Raw genomic sequence first — 21730 nt, forward strand, 5'->3', positions numbered from 1 at the left:
ATGTTAAATCAAAAAAAGCTAGAACTCAAAAAATTAAATGAGCAACTTGCATATCATGATGATTTATACCATAAACATGATAAGCCAAAAATTACAGATGCACAGTATGATAAATTATGTAAATCTAAAAAAGAATTACTAGAGCAGTTTCCAGAACTAGAAAAGTATGATAACTATAAAAATATTATAGGTGCATCAATAAATACAAAATTTCATAAGATAGAGCATACAGAGCCCATGTTTTCACTCGAAAATGCCTTCTCCGCAACTGATATAGAAAAATTTATCTTAAGAACTAAACGTTTTTTACATATGAGTGACAACAACCCACTAACTATAACATGTGAACTAAAAATTGATGGACTATCATTTTCAATGTTATACAAAAATGGTATCCTAATACAAGCATCAACACGTGGAAATGGGTATTTTGGAGAAGATATTACACAAAATGTTAAAACAATAAAAAACATTCCTTATATAATAAAAAATGCACCAACATTATTAGAAGTGCGTGGAGAAATATACATGGACCGTCATGATTTTGCACAACTTAATAAAACATATAATTTCGCAAATCCACGCAATGCTGCAGCAGGATCAGTTCGTCAATTAAATTATGAAGTCACAAAATCACGAAATCTTAAATATTTTGTATACTCAATAGTAAACAGCAATGCTAATACACAAGAAGAACTTCTCAATCAATTATCTAACTGGGGTTTTTGCGTTAACAAAAACACATGTACAACAAATAATATTGAAGAGGCCTTAAATTTTTATAACAAAATCTACAACACACGTAATAATATCTGCTATGATATTGATGGTGTCATATATAAAATTAACGACATAAGCTTACAAAAAAGTCTTGGAGCAACCAGTAGATGTCCTCGCTGGGCAATAGCATATAAATTTCCATCAGTAGAAGCAAAAACACAATTAAAAAATATTTCGATACAAGTAGGTCGTACAGGAGTTATCACACCTATTGCAGAGTTAGATCCTATTAATATAGGAGGCGTAATAATATCAAGAGCAAATTTACACAATCAAGATGAAATAAAACGCAAAGACATACGTATAGGTGATTATGTCATTATTAGAAGAGCTGGAGATGTAATACCACAAGTTGTTGATGTTGACAAAAGTTTAAGAAATCAAAAATTACAGGAGTTTATTTTTCCTTCACATTGTCCATCTTGCGGTTGTAAACTACATAAAGATACACAGGAAATAGCTTTACGTTGTACTGGAGAATTAATTTGTAAAAATCAAGTATTAGAAAGAATTAAACACTTTGTTTCTAGAGATGCACTAAATATAGTTGGTATCGGCAAAAAGCAAATAGAGTTTTTCTATGAGAAGTCACTTATTACTAATATTGATGATATTTTTTCTTTAGAAGAAAAATTAAAGAATATAAAATTAGAAAGTTTTCACGGATGGGGTAAACAATCTATCGCAAATCTATTAGAAGCAATACAACATAGTAAAAATGTAAAATTAGAAAACTTTATTTTTGCACTAGGAATAAGGTTTATTGGTAAAAACACTGCTAAATCACTAGCCCAATATTATATTTCATACAAAGACTGGTATTCTGCAATGTTGTTACTAAAAGATAATGATAATACTAACAATATTAATGGTGTAGGTAAAAAAAGCATAGAATCTTTAAGAATTTTCTTTTCTGAACCATATAATATTAATATATTAAATAGGCTTACAGAAAAATTAAATATTATTAATACTCAAAAAACAGAACAATATACAAAAAATAATATTACTGGCAAGATAATAGTATTTACCGGCACATTTTCAAGTATGTCAAGAAATGAAGCAAAACTTCAAGCAGAACGTTTAGGTGCTAAGGTAAAATCAACATTATCTGCAAAAACAAATTTGTTAGTTGCAGGTAGTAATCCAGGATCAAAATACAAAAAAGCTCAAGAGTTACAAATACAAATTATTGATGAAAATTCTTGGCTTACAATGATAAGCTAACTTCTATGCATAAAAGTTTACTGCACTTTATACAATATAATTATCAAGATTCATTTATCATTAAACAAAGTTAAAAACCATTTACACAATTACTTTATCGTAATTTATTATTAAAGTGATTCGATCATAAACATGATATATTTTTTAGGTATATACAACATACACCATTCTTTACTTTCTCTACATTAATATTTAACACATATACAAATTTGTGTTGATAAATGCTTATACTTCACATATGCTACCACATCCCTTTAGTAACTGAATAATCTGTAAACAAAATTCTAACTATCTTAATAGTAATAACAAACATATCTCACTCTAACAATTAATAAAAAAATTAGCCTCCTTTTATATACTAAAAATAATATTGTTTACTTTATACTAAAACTATCTGTTAATCTTGCTAAAATACTAAGATAACTAGGACCTTGAGTTTTTATTGACGATATTATATCTGATTTACCACTTATAAAACTTTCCACATGTTTTCCAAAGAACTCATATCTCCAACCATTCATTATATTGCCCGTACCTTGAGTAACAAATTTGATTAAATCACTTTTAGAGGCTACTAATCTATGTGATATATCATTTTCATAGCACAAGCTATATAGAAAAACTATTAACACATTTAATACAGATTTATCATAATCTACAGATTTACAAACACCTGGCTGGTAATCCTTATCTTCTACAACACCAAATTTATCCAAAGGTAACCTTTTCCAATATTTCTCTCTTACATACTTCTTTATAACATTAGCATCTTTTCCACATGCAATATCACGAATTAAGTAAAAAATAGATTGATTATCCATAATAATGTTGCGATTCACATTAAAACTTCTCGCTAATTTTTCACGCCACTCAATTACATATTTTGCTATCAATATATCTTTTTCTGCAATATCAGAAAAAAATTTTATTCCATCAAAAATAGTATCATAATTTATTTTATGAATCTCTATTGATTGCATTTCCTCAAAAAACCATAACAATCTTTTCCGAGATACAAGACTTTTATAAACTTTACCATAAAGCTGATACAAGTATACTACATCATCAAAAGCATAGTCTATTTTGCTTTGTGATAAAGGACGCAAACTCCAGTCAGATCTTTTCAACAATAATTTATTTAATGTTATTCCCAAGAACTGCTCAACCAGCCTTGAATAGCCTACTGCATTATCATAATAATTACATAACATTGCAGCAATTTGAGTATCAAAAATTGGACTAGGACTTTGAGAAAATCTCGTTGATAAAGCTTCTAAATCTTGTCGACAATCATGAAATACCTTTATAATATTTTTGTTATAAAAGATATTATTTAATGGTGATAAATCCAAATTTTCTTCTAAGGCATCAATTATGCATTTTTGATTACTATAAGCAATTTGTATTAAACATAATTTTGGATAATACTCTTTATAGCTTCTCATAAATTCTGTATCAACAGCTATATATTGAGGGTGGTCTCTTAATGTTGTGTCACAAAACTTTTTTAACTCATCTGTTGAGCTAATTAACATATTACTGTACCATTACTTCACTCTTTTTATATCTAGTAAACATTATCTTAACTAATCCCCCATCTTTTACATTAAAAAATTCTATAGTTGCACTATGTTCATCTAGAATTTTTTTGACTATCGCAAGCCCTAAGCCTGTACCTTGACTACGTGTAGTAACATATGGCTCTGTTAATTTATGCATCAATTCCTCTGGAAATCCAATACCATTATCTTGTACTTCTACAACAACATAATTACCATCTTCAAGCACCCTAATCAAAATTTTACCACCCACTTTAAACTTCGCATCTATTGATTCACAAGCATTTTTAAATATATTAATAAAAACATGATTAATTTGAGCCTCATCTATAAAAACATAAATAGGAAACTTTGGTGTTACAATTTCGTACTGTATCTGATTACTAAATTGTCCAGAAAAGACAACCTCATTAAGTAACTCACAAATATCGCACATAACAAACTCAGGTTCTGACATTCGAGCAAATTTAGCAAATTCATCAACAATATTCCGAATACTAATCGTATGTCTAATAATTGTACCTATATACTTGTTAAAAGTATCTTTATCCGAAGTTATTTCTTCTTTATATTTATTACTTAACCTTTCAGCTGCAAGATAAATAGGAGTAATAGGATTTTTTATTTCATGAGCAATTCTTCTTGCAACATCAGACCATGCAGCCATTCTTTGAGCTTCAACAAGTTTTGAGATATCATCAAATGTAATAATATAACCCTTATAAATATTACTTAATATTTCAATTTTCACTGATAAGGTAAAAGATTTTTGATTTCTTAAAATTGTTATTTCACTTTTTAATGTATTATCTTTTATTAACTGAGATACTTCAGGTAAAACATCATCTAGAGAAGTATTCATAATTTTAAAAGGTGATAATAATTCTTGTGCTTTTTTATTCACCAAAGTAATAATCAGGTTATAAGTTACTGCAATCACACCTGAAGATATCCCAGATAATATAGCTTCTATAAATTCTTTTCTTTCATTGATATCTCGATGTATATTAATAAGTTGAGCACGCTGTCTACTAAGTTGTGATGTCATTTGATTAAATGCACGTACAAGTGTAGACATTTCTTCACCAACCTTTCTATCTTCAATTCTGAATGTTAAATTTCCTTTTTGAACTTTACGTGTAGCATAAAATAAATGTAACAACGGTCTTACTATATTCCCTGAAAAATTAATTCCCATCCAAATTGCCATAAATAACAACAATAAAGAAACAAAAAGAAATATCATTGAAATTTGTATCTGTAACAAAGATACTTGCGATCGCAAATTTTTATAAGATTCAACTGCGTTCTTAGTCAATAACAAGTGCGATAAAAGTCTTTTATCTATAATACGTCCTACCATCAAATATGTTGAAGATTCTACATCTAATACAACTACAGCACGCATCATATCTTTACTAGAAAATATTACAATATCATTATACATTGCTTTTAAGCTATGCCACGGTATCATGCTAAGATCTAAAATAAAACTTAATCTATTACTAGCTATAATCTTATCCGGTTGAAAAACAACTACTTCAGATAATCCCATTAACTCTGATATAGACTGCAATAATTCATCACAAAACTCTTCATTATAATAGTGCGTCGCTATTAATTTACTACGTAAATAATGTGCAGCTGATAAAATACCAACTTTTACATTTTTGCGATGTTCTTGTAAATATATCTCTGCTATTTCCATAGACTCAGATATAGCAGTATCAACACGTTTATTAAACCACATTTGAATACTATAATTAAAAAATAAAATAGAAAAACCTGAAATAATAATCGTAGGAATAACTGCCACAACTGAAAACATTAATACAACTTTTGCTTGAAGTTTTGAACCCAATCTTCCACGCTTCTTTTGTATCCATATATGTATTAATCTATAAGATACAGTTGCAATCAATAGAAGAAATAACGTTAAGTCAACAAATACTAATTTAATAACTGTACTTGGGTCAGGATTAATAGGGTCATCATAATGAAATGCAACACAATAAGTAACAATAGAAAATAGAAAAACAGATATTGTCAAAAATAATGCAACTATTTTAAAACGTTTTAGCTTATTATTAATCAAAAAAAAACGATAAATAAAACTTTTCATCCATGCTACAAAACATTGGCTGCTAAAAAACACATAAGAAAACTCTAAAGACAACCTTTAGTATTACGATTTTTTTTCCATTATATTAAAGAGCTTATATACCTTCAAACACTAACAAAAATTACAAGTGATTTTAATCTGCTAGAATCTCAAGATTAACTGCTGAAACTTTTCCATTATTTTCATCAAGCTGATATTTTACTTTCTGACCTTCCTTTAAATTTTCAATTCTACTTTTTTGAAGTGAGGTAATGTGTACAAATACATCTTTACAACTTTGCCCAAAATTTCCTCTAATCTTATTATTACTAACATTTTTATCCTTGCAAATAAAACCATAACCTTTCTCTACACTAAACCATTTAACATGACCAGTATAAGTTACTTTCTCATTTATTACCTGAGACATTAAAAAACCCTTAAAAATATAAATTAAAATAGTAATACATATATTACTAAACAGATAAGCTCGTTACTATTATAATAACCAATGTATTATTTACTTCAATGGTATATTTTAATATATTAACTTGCAAGAAAAATATTCTAAATATACCTAATAATGAATTATTAATCATCCACTATAACAGATCAACTAATTTAATTTTTTTTAATATAATCACAAAAATTATTAATAATTTAGATAATGAATGTAACTATTGCATTATTTTTTTTATTTATATATGATAAAATTTTACTATCTACATTAGAAATCTATTAATTATTAGTAATAATATTTTCATAACAAACAGTCATGCCTAGTAAATAACTTTACTGTATATATTTTACAGTAGTTATTAATAAACTTATTAAATTATAGTTCAACAAGTTTACACTACATGGCTTAAAATTTTTATCTTTAACAATTAGATTTAACATTTATAATAATTATCTTTACTATCTAGTAGTTATATATTTACATATACTTAGCAATCCACAGCATTTTTAAACTGTTAAGCTACAACATAAACTATCTTACAATTACACAATTATATTTTTCTATCAACCATAATATTTGTTAATTATAAAGTTAGTCATACTTGCTAGCATTAAGCTAAATTATAAAAATATGTCAGCACCTCACTTTTACATTATGCAAATTATGCCATATATACATTACTTTAACTTCACATAAGCATAATTTATACGCAATGCTTACATTAAATAAATACACACATATAAAATAAACAATCCTCTATCATAGTAAATACATAATCCTTATCTTAATCAAAAATAGTGTTAAATATATTTTTATGCCAATACAATTAATATATGTTAAAAAATATATAGAACAATAACTTACTAATTATTCCTATTTAACATTATAAGTTTCCCCATTATATTGGGAAGTTTTCCTTGCATTTTATAGTTATTAATTATACACTACCATTTCTACGTAATTTATATTATATAAAAATTTTGTATGTCAGTAATGCCCGATCATTGGATCAAAGAAAGAGCAATATTTGATAAAATGATAGAACCCTTTGTAGACTGTAAAAAAAGTACAGGAGTTCTATCTTATGGATTATCATCATATGGATATGATGCAAGAGTTAATAATATATTTAAAATATTTACTAATACACACTCTGTCATTGTTGATCCTAAAAACTTTTCTTCAGAAAGTTTTATTGATAAAACAACCGATATTTGTATAATACCACCAAATAGTTTTGTTTTAGCAAAAACCGTAGAGTATTTTAAGATCCCTAAAGATGTAATTGTATTATGTGTTGGAAAATCTACATACGCTAGATGTGGAATCGTAATAAATGTCACGCCTTTAGAACCAGGATGGGAAGGATATGTAACTCTAGAGTTTTCCAATACTACTCCGTTACCGGCAAAAATATATGCCTTTGAAGGAGCATGCCAGTTCATATTTTTACAAGGTGAAAGCCTATGTAATGCCTCTTATGATGAAATGAACGGAAAATATATGAAACAAGTTGATGTCACATTGCCAATAATAAGTTCATAAACAAATACAATGATAAAGTCATACTGTGTATAAAAATAGGTTAATTAAAAAGAAAACTCATAAATAAAAAAATCCGCAATTTCTATCACTATTAGTAGTTCAATACATGACAAAAGTACTTTATATAAACAATAACAAACATCCTATATCCGGGCAAATAATAATAAATGGAGCAAAAAATTCTGCACTACCAATAATGGCAGCATGTACACTTTCTAATCAGCAAATAACATTACACAATATCCCAAATATTACAGACACAATAACAATGACTGAATTGTTAACTCACCTTGGAGCCAAAGTTAACTTTATATATAATAAAAAGAATAAAGCTAACCATACTATAAATATTAATTGTAAAGATTTACGCCAAAAAACAGTCCCTTATAATTTAACATCTAAAATGCGAGCATCATGTTTAATAATAGGACCAATGCTAGCACGATTTAAAAAAGCTAAAATAGCCTTACCTGGAGGATGTGCAATAGGTGAGCGCCCAATAAACATGCACTTAGAGGCATTGCAAAATATGGGTGCTCATATTAGAGTAAGTGATCACTATATTGAATGTTCAATAAACGGTAAATTACAAGGATGCGAAATTAATTTTCATTCTGTAAGTGTAGGTGCAACAGAAAATATATTAATGGCAGCTACCTTAGCTAATGGTACAACTATAATTAATAATGCTGCTATAGAACCAGAAATTTCAGACTTAGCTAATTTTTTAGTAATGGCAGGTGCAAAGATTTATGGAATTGGCACTAAAACATTAAAAATTCAAGGGGTTAAACAACTATTTGGGTGTAATTACTCAATAATACCTGATAGACTAGAAGCTGGGACATATGCACTATCTGCAATACTAACGCAAGGTAATATTGAACTTATAGGAATAACTGAACATAACATAAAGTGCTTTTCCAATTATCTTCAAGCAATAGGAGGTAATATCCAACAGAAACAAAACAGTATTATTGTATCCAATATAAAAAATAAAATTCATGCTATATCTATCGATACATGTCCTTATCCAGGATTTCCTAGTGACATGCAAGCACAATTTACAGCTGCATTATGTTATGCAACTGGTATATCATATATCCAAGAAAATATTTTTGAGAACCGTTTTTTATATATTAACGAATTAATAAAAATGGGTGCTAATATCACAGTAAAAGACAAAACTGCTATAATAACAGGCGTAAAACTTCTTAAAGGAACTGTTGTACAAGCAACTGATTTAAGAGCTTCTGCTGCATTGCTAATTGCAAGTTTAATAGCAGAGGGCACTACTATAATCAACAACGCTGATAACTTATATAGAGGCTATGAAGCAATTGAAGAAAAACTCAATTTATGTGGTGCAAACATAAAACTTGTTGATCAATCAACATTTATAACATAAAAAACGTTCCTTTAATACAAAATCTATATTTCATAATACACAATTTAGCTTCACATTATATATGTTTTCACTTACTTTCAATAATTATACATATAAATAGCAGCTATTATTTTTAAAAAATATATAATATTTGTAACTTCTTACATATAAAGAACTTAATTATGTAAGAAATATCCAACTTGTCGATCAGTAATACTCATGATATAATGAGCAGGTTTAGTTAGGACAAAATGTTAGAATGTATCAATATATCCTGCTATAGAGGAGAAAAACGCTTATTTAATAATTTAAGTTTTTCTGCAAGTAGAGGTTCAGTAACTTTAATTATCGGTGGAAATGGTAGTGGAAAAACAACCCTTTTAAGAGCCATGATAGGTCTCTTTCCAATAAAGTCTGGTAGTATAAAATTTTGTAATTGTCCTATAAAACTCCTTGATTCGTATCTTTCACAAGTAACATACATTGGCCATAAAAACGCCTGTAGTGAAACACTTACTGTATTAGAAAATTTGATGTTTTGGGCAAATCTTAAAGGAACGCAAGAATTAATTGAAGCAGCAGTGTATTTTTTTAGCCTTCAGTCAATTCTAGAAATACAATATAAAAATCTATCTACCGGATGGAAAAGAAAAGTAGCTTTATCAAGACTTTTAGTATACAATACATCAATATGGATAATTGATGAACCATTCGCAAATTTAGATCCTAACTCTATAGAATTAGTTACTGAATTAATTTCAAACCGTCAAGAACAGAAAGGGATTATTATTATTTCTGATCATAAAGCTAATATAAGCTTACCATCTTATCAGACAGTAAATATTGAGTCTTTTCAATAAAAAACCATCTTTATACAAATAACTTATAAGCTTTAAATTTCCCCCCCCCTAATTTTGATTTAACCCATACTTAAACCTCCACACAATATGAAAGCTCATATATATTATAGATACAATTTTCTACTGCATAAATATATAGTAAGCACGTAATACAAAATAACTTACTATAACTTGTAAATAAAAGTGCAACACTTCACGCAATAGTATTAATTATAATAATAACATCATACAGATAAATGACCCATTAAATTGGTTTTAACAACACTACCATCTACTATTAATAATATTAAACAAACATTTTTCTAACTTTAATATATATTAAGTTATAACTTATAACAGTAATGATCATTAGGAAATACCTTATCTTTAATTTCTTGTGCGTAATCATCAACTGCTCTTTCAACAACTTCACTAATATTAGCAAATTTTTTAACAAACTTTGGACAACATTTAGACAACCCCAACATATCATCAACAACTAAAATCTGTCCATCACAAAAAGAAGAAGCACCTATACCAATAGTGGGAATAGGAGTATCGTTTGTAATCTTAACAGCTAAATTCTCATTTATACATTCTAATACTACGGCAAATGCTCCTGCATTGTAAATTTCTTCTGCATCTTTTGCTATAGACGCATACGATAAATCAGTATTTCCTTGACATTTATACCCACCTAACTTCTTAAAGTGTTGTGGCATAAGACCAATATGCCCCATAACTGGAATACCATTATGTGTCAAAAAAGACACTATACTAAAAATTTCACGTCCACCTTCCATTTTTATAGCATCACAACCAGTTTCACTTAATATCTTAGCAGCATTTTTATATGCTATTTCTTTAGTAAAATAACTTGCAAATGGCATATCAACCACTACAAATGACTTATTTCTAGCTTTAACAACAGCTTTGCCATGATTAATCATCATGTCTACAGTTACTCCTAAGGTAGACTCCATACCATAAACTACCATCCCTACAGAATCTCCCACAAGTAAAATATCACAATATTTATCAACTAAACCTGCCATTAGAAATGTATGTACAGATAAACACACTATTTTATCTTTTCCTTTTTTATTTTGAATATCTAAAATATTAACTCTTCTTCCCACAATCATTAGCCCCTTAACTATACAAAATACTATACTGTATAATATTGCTCTATTAACATGTAAAGACTTGTTTGAAAATATAAGTATATATTTTAGCAGCACTTTTATAGTGTAAAGGACACTTTTTAAAAATATAGGGAATATTATATAAAAAAATCACTCTTTCGTTAATTCAGCACAATGTAAAATATAAACAACAACAGCATAAAAAATAAATGCCATTATTTGATGCATAGATGCTAAAAATATTGGTACATTATATAATAAAACACCAACTCCCAACATAAACTGAATAATAGTACATATACATAATAAGTACACTATATTAAAAGATCTCAATTTCATCGTAATAACCGCGATAAGGATCATAATAGTCATACCTACGCTACGATGCACAAATTGCACAGTAACAACATTATCAAAAAAATTACACCACCATGGACTCATCCAAAATAAACCTCGAGGTATTATCTGTCCATCCATTAAAGGAAAAGTATTAAATATTAGCCCAGCATTTAACCCAGCGACTAAAGCTCCATACGCTATTTGTAATACTATTAGAATTAAAATAATCTTAAGAAAGCCCATATCTACACAACTAATAACATACACTTTCCTTACTATGGTATTAAGAAAATTTTTCCATAATAAATAAAAAATTATAAGCGCCAATAACAAGTGTGCTGTTAATCTATAATGACTAACATGTGGTACGTCAACTAAGCCACTTTTCACCATATACCATCCTACTACTCCCTGTAATATGCCCAAAAATGTAATAATTATAAGACTGTATACAAGTTGTTTATTAAGCATTCTTTTACATGCAAAATAACTTAATGGACCAAAAAATATTATACCTGTAACCCTTCCAAGTAATCTATGAATATACTCTATCAAATACAATTTCTTAAATTCTTTCAATGTAACATCATAATTTAGATATTTATACTCAGGAGTTGTTTCGTATTTATTTTTTTCCTTAATCCAATCATCATCATTAAGCGGTGGTATTATACCAATAATGGGATTCCACTCAGTAATTGATAATCCAGAATGAGTAAGACGTGTTACCCCTCCAACAAATATCATGATTAATATCATTACACAGCATAATAAGAGCCATATTGATATACTACAGTGATTTTGTTGCATCTGTGATTTCTCCTATAATCATAACAATTCTATAAACAATCATTAATCACACCAACCCTAATATTTTACATTTACTACATCAATTATATCAACCATTACCTAAATATGCATTATTAGCACGAAATAAATAATTTCAATTACTGAAAATTATTGTTTCCATGAACTATTTAAAGCTATAAATAACTTTATGCTCATTAAATTCAAAGTACTTATAAATAGAACATTGACTTCAAGACTAATTCATGGTAACCGTGCTACAGTTTTTTTATATTGGGTGCATATGGCAAGGATTCTATTATTACTTAGTCTAGTGATTCTCGTAGCAAGTTTCCCTTTAATTAGCAGTTGGATTTCTAACAAATCTCATTCTAAAAATTTCAAAATTGACAAAAAAGCTATAGAGTTAATTGTTGAAGAATACATTTTTAACAACCCACAAAAAATTATTAATGCACTAAGCAGTGGGTACAAGTCCTTAACTGAATCTTCAATGAATAAAAAAATAAAAGACAATAAGCAAGAAATTGAAAATACATCCTATCCTTCGTTCGGACTACAAAATAGTAAAGTAACCGTTACAATATTCTTCGACTACTCTTGTGGATATTGTAAAGCAATGCTCAATGATATAAAACAACTAATACAAGATAACAAAGCTCGTATTATTTTAAGAGATCTTCCAATACTCGGAGAAATTTCACAAAATGCTGCGCAAGCTGCTTTAGCTATTCATTTTGTTGACCCAAGTAAATATATTGATTTTTATTACAAAGCGTTGGGATTATCTCACAATAAAGCTCTTACAAATGAAGTTATTTTAGGAATTGTTGAATCAATAGGTATTAGCGAACAAGATTTCAAACAATCATTAGATTACAATCTAATATCTATAAAAAAAATGATAGAAAATAGTAAAGCATTAGCCTCAAAACTCGATATAGGAGGTACCCCATCCATAATAATAGGAAATTCTTTAATCATTGGCGCAAGTGATTTACAAACTATCCAAACTAAAATAAATTATGAATTAAAAAACGCGTCTAAATAGTAAGCTAAGGATTTTTGCATATATGTAAATGATAAATCTAAATAGTTGAACGATAAATTTAAGTTTCACAGGATTGTGTAGTAGTAAATATATATGTCACATATAATTATGCAGGTTGTTAGACGCAATTTTATATTTAAAATGATGTACTCTTATTCTATCTCTTTTCTTATAAAGACCCCCTTACATTTAGTCTATAACATAACTTCTTTGCATTTCTATCATTTTAAAATTTATATTTTCAGTACTTTATATTATCTTACTTAAGTTTATATAATATTTTTTGCATTCCTGACGTATTACATAACCTAATCATACTAATTATCTTTATACAAGTAAAAATATCATAATTAAAAACATTGTGGATTAAAACATATAACTAGGTTTAAGTATTATTATATCTTTCCACGAGATTTAAAATTACCTAAAAATTTTAGAAATTAGTTTCAATAATTCAAAATAATTCACTAAGTTGTTAACACTAATTATACCATTTCTATAAGAATTAATATTATTTGACTTAGAAAACTCTACATGTAAAATCATTGTAGAAAAAGAACATTAAATACTGATCAGTAAAGATTTTGAGATATTTCACTTGCTTTTACTTCCTTCTGTTGACCTGTATTCATGTCCTTTACAATAACGTAATTGTTATCTATTTCTCTTTCACCAAAAATTAAAGCTATTTTTGCGTTCAATTTATTAGCTTGCTTTAATCCATATTTTAAATTAACACCATAATTCCATAAAACTTTTAATCCATGGCAGCGTAACTTATAAGCAAGACCTATAGCATAGTTCTTTGCCTCTTCTCCTATTGGCACTAATACAATACCGCTATGCTCCTTATGATAATAGTTCATCAATGATGCAATTCTTTCTATTCCGCCCGCAAATCCTACTGCTGAAGTATTACTACCACCCATATTGCTCACTAAATTATCATACCTGCCTCCAGCAATAACTGCACTTTGAGAACCTAAATGCTCAGTTGTAAATTCAAAAACTGTATGACAATAATAATCTAATCCTCTTACCAATTTTGTATTTATTTTATATCTTATATTAAATTCCGATAGCTTTTCCAAAATATTATTAAAAAATTGCTTAGAATACTTATCATAAAAATCTGAAATAACAGGTGCATCTTTCAATATATCTATATCCTGCTTATGTTTTGAATCTAGCACCCTTAATGGATTTATTGCTAATCTTTTCTTACTATCTTCTGACAAATAATCTTTATATTGCGTCAAATACTTCACTAATGCACTTTTATATAAATTTATAACTTCTTTACTACCTAATGAATTTATTTCCAAAATTACTTTTTTAGAAATATCCAACCCTTCTAACACATTATAAGCTAAACAAATAATTTCAACATCAGCAATATAACTATCAACTCCAAAAAATTCATAATTAATCTGATGAAATTGCCTCTGACGGCATTTTTGTGGTCTTTCGTAACGAAAAACTGGACCACTTGTAAATATTCTTGTAGGCAACTCAAGGTTACTACTAATTAATAATCTTACAATTGCAGCAGTAAATTCTGGTCTTAAGGTAATACTTTCACCGTTCCTATCATTAAACGTATACATTTCCTTAGTTATAATATCCGAAGTATCTCCTAAAGTTTTATAAAATACATCACTAAACTCAAAAATAGGAGTCTCAACAGGTAAAAACCCATATCTATGGCCTACTTCTTGAGCAATATCTCGTATATATTGAAACTTATAAACTTCATCAAATAAAAGATCTTTTGTGCCTCTTACTGTTTGAAATTTTCTTTGATTTGTATTACTACTCACAATTAAAACCTTCTCCCTAATATTAAGTTAACTATGAATTTACCATAAAATAAATATTATAATACTACTAAACATTAGCATATATACATATAGACAATAAGTATTATACTAAATTTTTAGCCCAATTCTTATATACTTATTGTACCCAAAAAATCTCCTTTTTTTAATCAGATATCCCTAAAAACTATACTATCAACATATATGCTAGAAATAACGTAAAAACAACGTTAACCAACCTATAAATTCTAACATAAATAAAATATTACGCTTAAAATTTATAAATTCCTTGTTACTTGATAACTTTATACTTCTAAGTCTTACCAATAAAAAATTCCATCAACTTGCACACTAAAATAAATTATATAAATTAATTAATAACTATATTAAACTTTTGAACTATATATTATATATTAATTATGTACTTTAATAATATTTAATAATAAGTTTACAAAATTCTTTATTTATATATACAATATAAGTAAGTAATTTTGAATGTATGTTGTAAATGCCAAGTTACCATAAATTACTTCATGAAGGTAAAGCAAAAATTATATTTTCAGGCCATAATTCAATTTCAGTAATACAACACTTTAAAGATGTTATCACTGCCTTTAATAACACAAAAAAAGACATTATACCCGGGAAAGGAATAATTAATAATCATATCAGTGCTTTGCTAATGTCACATCTTGAACAAAACGATATCAAAACACATTTAATAAAAATGCTAAATAACAGAGAGCAATTAGTAACAAAAGTTGCAATCATTCCATTAGAAGTAGTGATACGAAATATTGCCGCTGGAAGTTTTACCAAAAGATTTAATCTTGCAGAAGGAAAGTTACTTAAATCACCTATAATAGAATTTTATTACAAAAATGACGACTTAGCAGATCCTATTGTAAATGATGATCACATTATACATTTTCAATGGGTAACTATAAATGAGTTAAAAAGAATAAAATCCATGTCTCTTCAAATAAATAATATCCTACGTAAAATCTTTTCAGACGTTAATATTAGTCTAATAGATTTTAAGATAGAATTTGGTAGACTATGTGATAACAATAAACATATAATACTAGCAGATGAAATCAGCCCAGATACATGCAGATTGTGGGATATGTCAACTTATCAAAAATTGGATAAAGACTGTTATCGATTAAATTTAGGAAATATAATAGAAACTTACACAGAAGTTGCAAAAAGGCTAGGTGTTTCTATTAATATTTAAACTATGCAATGCTGCTTTTACTATTATAGTACACCTAAAGTGGTATAATATAGCTAACTATATATAAAATAAGTGCACTATATAAGAAAATTATAACTATAAATACTTTAATAAGGAAAAGAAAACAATAATTTTAATTTCTACATAACTTATACGTTATGTGATACTTATGAATCCTACTTAAGTTGCACCCATACTACCAAAAAATTAACAATTTAAATATACAAAAATAACTTACGTAATATGGTAATGGTAATTATCTTGTTTTTGTTTGATCCAAAAAAATTCTTAACTTTTATAAAATAACTTACAACTATGAAACACATTTCACTTTCTTCATATATCAAAATAATACATACACATAATTGATAATATATAAGAGATATTCATTGGTAATCAATGCTTACTATATTATGTATATTTTCACAAAACTATTAGATTTTCTGTTTACTCTCTAATTTAATATACAGTTTCTGATGAAAAGTATCTTATGCCCCAATAATAAACCTTTGCCTAACATAGAAACAGAGTAATTTTATAGATCTCACTTAAAGCTATTGTAGATATTAGCATTTTACTTTTACTACTTGTAACTTAACAGCAAACACTAACCTATCATGAAGGTACATATATATTGGTTCAGTATATTTACTTGCTTTGCCACAATAAATACAGCATAACATATTGTCAAATACACATTTTAATTCCGAAAAATAAGTAATTTCTTCCTAATTCTTATAATAGATACAGACCATTTTGCAATTTTTCTCAATATTAAGCATATTACTTATATAATATATCTTTGTATCATTACTGTATAAGTTTATATTTTATATTATATTGCAGCATAACATGCCTTTCCCTTCTTATTGTTCTATGAACAATAGAATATATCTTCCATTAATTATAATAATACAAAAATGTTATTTAACATTCAATATTTTTACACCAACCTGTACATCACCAATAAATAAGATAAAACCTCAAATGCCAAATTGCATATTATAAAACAAAAAAAAATTTTATAATAGCATTAGTACTAATACAAAAATATCACTACTAAAAAACACTTCATATAATTAACATATAAATAGTTTAACAAAAAAAACTCTATACGACACTTAGCTACATTACATTAATAAAAAATAACTATACATAAACAAACCCCTCCTAAAATATATACTAAAACGTATAACACCCTCATTTTATAATAACATATAAAGCTTATATCTACTAAAAATACAACAGCATAAAACTACTAGTCAGTTTCATAAATACTATCCCCACCCCCGATAACTGCTCTACCTACGCAAAAAAAACAAGTAATATATCTGATATTAAGATCAAATAAATAAATCAATATCAATACTTTAAGAATCTTCGTTATGCAACTAATGCACTAGCTAAGTAATAATAACTTTTATTATACTCAAGATTGATAAACTCTTTACTATTAAGTAAAATATCAACAAGCTAAATATACTACTTTATTTTATATAGTAACTATTTCTTCCACTAAGACACAAGCCACTACGGTAAGGAAGTATAGAACCATCAGCTACTACCATAGCATGTTCATTATTATCTTCTTGATCTTCTAACAAAGCATGTTCTTGAGACACTGCACCTTCATCGTGTATAACATCTTCTAAATCTACAGTTCCATACTCCTCAGTACAACACGCTTTATCACTACTTTTACCTGCTTTATTTATAGTAGCATATACTTCTTCCTGTTCTTGAACCTTAACATGGCTTTCACTATCGCACACATCGCCATTAAAGTTACCATGAAGATGCTTTACTGGTACAGTCTCACCTAATGATAATTTATCTAATTCCTTTCTAAAATCTTTTATTTTTCCGTTAAGTTTTGTACTCCTCGTACAAGTAACAATACATGCTGCAATATTAGTTATTGTTAATAATAATAAAGTCCCCATTATTACAGCTAAAGCTACTAACAAATCTTTCTTATTTAAAGTCATAACCATATGTATTTACCACAAACATTAAAATATATTAATTATATCTAACAAAATACAATTAATGCAACTCTAATTTACCAAATTTTAATGTTAACCTCACTCACAAATTAAACAACTAACTTATTACATTGTAGCGTAAGTACATAACATAAATGTGCATACTTCAGACCTATTTTCAAAAGAAAATACCTTATAATACAAATTATAACCAACAATCTATAGCAACACAATTCAACAAAAGATATGTATTTTTAGTCGCAATAAAAAGTACTGTTAACATACTAACTACTTAAACATTTTGTACTAACATATAATTTTTCAAAATCTACATTTGAAATAATATCTTAAAATATTAAGATACCTATTATTAATAGCATTACAAGAATAATTTTTATGTTTTACAACTATATTTTCATATACTTCTAAAACAATTCTCTTAAATATATAAGAATATGTGAAGCTTTTACTAGAAAGAATTACAGTACTGCCTATTGATTTTTACTAGAATATTTAACAGACCTCTTTCTAAATTTAAAACAACCTTAACGCACATAATAATAATTATTAAACTTTCTATTAACATACTACTAGTTAATAATATACAAACAGATACGTTACTTCAGTTTACAAATTATCTTAATATCAAATACGTTATTTAGTACATAATGATGGAGGAAATACGTGATTAAAGGAAACAAAGGATTTAATACAAAATAAGCATAACAACATTAACTATTGCTATTTAATAAATTTCCATCTTTACTAATCAAAGCCCTCATAGTTATTAAAAATTATAAAACTCGTCACGCATAACAAACACGTTAACATTACAATATATACACTATATGCAACTCCAATTTTAAAATTATTTTCATATAAATTGAAAAACAATTTAGTCTTTAGTTACTACTAATATATTATTCGAAATTCATCTTTTGTACACATCTTATTAAGAATACTACTAGTAATTACTCATAAGCTATTTATAAACTCTACCACTTGATAAACAAAAGCATACATAAAACACAGCATTGCGTTGATACATAATAAAAATGTAAGTTTTTGAACACTTTAATTTAAATATTTACATCTTCAAGATTACAACATCAGCACCATATTGCAATGCATATTAATTTATCATTTTTTGAATAAACACCATATTTAACGCATAAAAACAACTTATAAACTTATTATTTTAGTAGCTATTGTTAGACTTTATCACATTTACTCATTAAAAAATTAATTACTTCCTTAATATAATTTCTATAAATTCACATTAAAACGGTTATTTACAAACATTCTTTACATCTACTACTATTCATATTTTATACTTCAGCACTAGTAGCAACTTCTATGTACAATAGTTTCTAATATAATGTTTATTGCATATACTTTACCTAAGTTATACATTATCTTCTAAATTCTAATAAAACTAGTAAGTAGAAAGTAAACTTTTATTATATAAAATAAATCTAATAAAAGTATAAGCAATACCATTACAAACCATAAAACAAATAACTTACATTAAATGCTACAAAACAATATTAGAAGATTGCTTCACCGCATTTACATTAATATCTTTCATACGTGTTGCTACATCATCACAATGCACATTAATACTATTACTATTAGATGATTGCTTTACCTCTTTGCATTTACTACTTTGAAATTTAGCATAAAATAGATATGTATTGATACAATTATTCAATGATGCTACAAATGTTGGTACATTTACATCACTATTCTTAAGTATCTTCATTATTTGCTTCACATCTTTAAATATAGTATTACTTACAGTCTCATTTGTTGCTAAATTAAGATTTCTTTCGTTAACATTTACTTGGTTTACTTGAGGATTTCTTGACATAATAGCATCATTATTTAGTCCTACTTCTTCGCTCATTGCATCAGCTATCATATCTTCCATATTTTCACAAGCAACTGTCATAACAGGATCATTACACAATGATGTTAAACTAAGATCTTTTTCCTCAAGCTCTACAACATGATTAATAATTATCCATTTATTATTTTCTTGTAAGTTATTAACATTCGTTGACTTAGTATTAACATATGTTTCTATATTTTTATTCATAATTAACATCTTCTTTAAAATATTTAATAAATATTAAAATTATTTTAATAAAAATGCAAGTAAATTATTTATTAATTTAAATGTCTTTGTTAAAAACTAACTATAATTTAATACTATTCTTAATAATCTTTAAAAAACACTTTTAAATTACTATCTTATTAGGATTAATCTTTTAAATTTAATATCCTTATATATATATTAAAATTTACCATTATCAACAGCATTCACATATCCCACTGTCACAATACAAACTTACCCCACACATACACTTTTATTACATACATCTGTACAACAAATTTCTTGTAAACTTAATTATAAACCGTAAATAAATACCTTGCATATACATACCAAAACATCTTAAATAAGGAGAATCAACTATTTACTAACAACTATAAAAATAATCCTAAAACCATTATAATGCTTGTTTTTTCTTCAGAATATCTGCACAAACCCATAGCATATATCTTTAAATGCAATTTTTATTTGCACTATAGGAAAAACTATTCATAAAAAAAACTGCAATATTCTTCATTCTAATTTATAGAGTACCATTTTTTATATTTATATTATCATTCATTCCAAATGATACATAAACCCTTCCATAGAAACAATAACTTACACGTATAAGTACCCTTAATATGCCATAATCCTTAACTAGATATTTTTTAACATTTGCCACATGCTTGACATCTCAGCAATTATATGAAAAAAATTAACATGATGGTAAGTATTTTTTATAAATAATTATAATGTCAGATAATATATTATCACAATCTTTCTATGAACAGTCTTCTCTTATAGTTGCAAGTAAATTATTAGGAAAAAGAATCAGGTGTTATAGTAATTATGGAATAATTATAGAAACAGAGGCTTACATTGGATTTAATGATTTAGCTTCTCATGCTGCTAATGGATACACTAAACGTAACTCTGCGATGTTTGGTCCCGCAGGATTTGCATATGTTTACCTGATTTACGGTATGCATTATTGCTTTAACGTAGTTACGGAACACAAGCAATTTCCAGCAGCAATTCTTATAAGATCAATAATACTTGAAACAAAAGACAATAAAACAATTATTAGCGGCCCAGGAAGAGTATGCAAAGCGCTAGAAATTACAAAAGATTTTAACAATACTAACATTACAGCAAATAAAGATATTTGCATTTACGACTCAAATATCGAGTATGAATACTTATGTACGCCAAGAATTGGAATCAGTAAAGCAAAAGAAAAATTCTGGAGATTCGTAGCTATTAATTTATAGCAAAAATAATATTTAACTTAATGCATAACCACAAACCATAAAATAAAATGCATATGATTCATCTTCTATGCTACTGTATTTTGAT

General features: G+C 27.0%; 16 protein-coding genes. 7 read left to right on the forward strand and 9 right to left on the reverse strand.

The window, feature by feature from the left end:
* On the forward strand, positions 1-2007 hold the full coding sequence (ligA, locus tag NLO413_RS02435; protein ID WP_045808939.1) for an NAD-dependent DNA ligase LigA: 2007 nt from the start codon (positions 1-3) through the stop codon (positions 2005-2007).
* A 374-nt stretch (positions 2008-2381) separates the two neighbouring features.
* Here the strand turns inward: ligA and NLO413_RS02440 are convergent, their stop codons facing one another.
* The 3 genes from NLO413_RS02440 to NLO413_RS02450 all read right to left on the reverse strand — a co-directional run bounded on the left by NLO413_RS02440 (position 2382) and on the right by NLO413_RS02450 (position 6097).
* Positions 2382-3542, reverse strand: coding sequence for a ribonuclease D (locus NLO413_RS02440; protein WP_045808940.1), 1161 nt, complete (start codon positions 3540-3542; stop codon positions 2382-2384).
* A gap of 1 nt (position 3543) precedes the next feature.
* A complete protein-coding gene (locus tag NLO413_RS02445) occupies positions 3544-5688 on the reverse strand; it encodes a sensor histidine kinase NtrY-like (RefSeq protein WP_045809374.1) in 2145 nt (714 codons plus the stop codon).
* Between the two features lie 133 nt (positions 5689-5821).
* The gene (locus NLO413_RS02450) at positions 5822-6097 is read right to left on the reverse strand and encodes a cold shock domain-containing protein (RefSeq protein ID WP_045808941.1); all 276 of its coding nucleotides are present in this window, start codon (positions 6095-6097) and stop codon (positions 5822-5824) included.
* Between the two features lie 1014 nt (positions 6098-7111).
* Between NLO413_RS02450 and dcd the strand changes: the two genes are divergently transcribed.
* From dcd to ccmA, 3 genes are all read left to right on the forward strand, one after another.
* The gene (gene dcd / locus NLO413_RS02455; protein WP_045808942.1) at positions 7112-7672 is read left to right on the forward strand and encodes a dCTP deaminase; all 561 of its coding nucleotides are present in this window, start codon (positions 7112-7114) and stop codon (positions 7670-7672) included.
* Positions 7673-7778: 106 nt separating this feature from the next.
* Positions 7779-9080, forward strand: coding sequence for a UDP-N-acetylglucosamine 1-carboxyvinyltransferase (murA, locus tag NLO413_RS02460; RefSeq protein WP_045808943.1), 1302 nt, complete (start codon positions 7779-7781; stop codon positions 9078-9080).
* Positions 9081-9310: 230 nt separating this feature from the next.
* Positions 9311-9919, forward strand: coding sequence for a heme ABC exporter ATP-binding protein CcmA (gene ccmA, locus NLO413_RS02465; RefSeq protein ID WP_045808944.1), 609 nt, complete (start codon positions 9311-9313; stop codon positions 9917-9919).
* A gap of 323 nt (positions 9920-10242) precedes the next feature.
* Here the strand turns inward: ccmA and panB are convergent, their stop codons facing one another.
* Positions 10243-11043: a 3-methyl-2-oxobutanoate hydroxymethyltransferase gene (gene panB / locus NLO413_RS02470; protein ID WP_045809375.1), complete on the reverse strand. Its 801-nt coding sequence runs from the start codon at positions 11041-11043 to the stop codon at positions 10243-10245.
* Positions 11044-11193: 150 nt separating this feature from the next.
* Positions 11194-12192, reverse strand: a complete 999-nt coding sequence (locus NLO413_RS02475; RefSeq protein WP_045808945.1) for a COX15/CtaA family protein — start codon at positions 12190-12192, stop codon at positions 11194-11196.
* 187 nt (positions 12193-12379) lie between these two features.
* Between NLO413_RS02475 and NLO413_RS02480 the strand changes: the two genes are divergently transcribed.
* Positions 12380-13240 (forward strand): DsbA family protein, encoded by an 861-nt coding sequence (locus NLO413_RS02480; protein WP_232295905.1) that lies wholly within the window; start codon positions 12380-12382, stop codon positions 13238-13240.
* A gap of 572 nt (positions 13241-13812) precedes the next feature.
* On the opposite strand, the gene hisS is transcribed toward NLO413_RS02480, so the two are convergent.
* Entirely contained in the window at positions 13813-15060 is a 1248-nt protein-coding gene (hisS, locus tag NLO413_RS02485; protein ID WP_045808946.1) for a histidine--tRNA ligase, read from the reverse strand.
* 505 nt (positions 15061-15565) lie between these two features.
* On the opposite strand from hisS, the gene purC reads away from it, so the two are divergent.
* Complete coding sequence (purC, locus tag NLO413_RS02490) at positions 15566-16294, forward strand: phosphoribosylaminoimidazolesuccinocarboxamide synthase (protein ID WP_045808947.1); 729 nt, start codon at positions 15566-15568, stop codon at positions 16292-16294.
* Positions 16295-17781: 1487 nt separating this feature from the next.
* Here purC and NLO413_RS02495 read toward each other — a convergent pair.
* From NLO413_RS02495 to NLO413_RS04865, 3 genes are all read right to left on the reverse strand, one after another.
* On the reverse strand, positions 17782-18288 hold the full coding sequence (locus NLO413_RS02495; RefSeq protein ID WP_045808948.1) for a hypothetical protein: 507 nt from the start codon (positions 18286-18288) through the stop codon (positions 17782-17784).
* 1525 nt (positions 18289-19813) lie between these two features.
* Positions 19814-20377 (reverse strand): hypothetical protein, encoded by a 564-nt coding sequence (locus NLO413_RS02500; RefSeq protein WP_045808949.1) that lies wholly within the window; start codon positions 20375-20377, stop codon positions 19814-19816.
* Positions 20378-20915: 538 nt separating this feature from the next.
* The gene (locus NLO413_RS04865) at positions 20916-21056 is read right to left on the reverse strand and encodes a hypothetical protein (protein WP_156965560.1); all 141 of its coding nucleotides are present in this window, start codon (positions 21054-21056) and stop codon (positions 20916-20918) included.
* Between the two features lie 70 nt (positions 21057-21126).
* On the opposite strand from NLO413_RS04865, the gene NLO413_RS02505 reads away from it, so the two are divergent.
* Positions 21127-21645, forward strand: coding sequence for a DNA-3-methyladenine glycosylase (locus NLO413_RS02505; protein ID WP_045808950.1), 519 nt, complete (start codon positions 21127-21129; stop codon positions 21643-21645).
* Positions 21646-21730: the final 85 nt, after the last annotated feature.

Origin of the sequence: Candidatus Neoehrlichia procyonis str. RAC413 (assembly GCF_000964795.1) — a bacterium.
Taxonomy (GTDB): domain Bacteria; phylum Pseudomonadota; class Alphaproteobacteria; order Rickettsiales; family Anaplasmataceae; genus Neoehrlichia; species Neoehrlichia procyonis.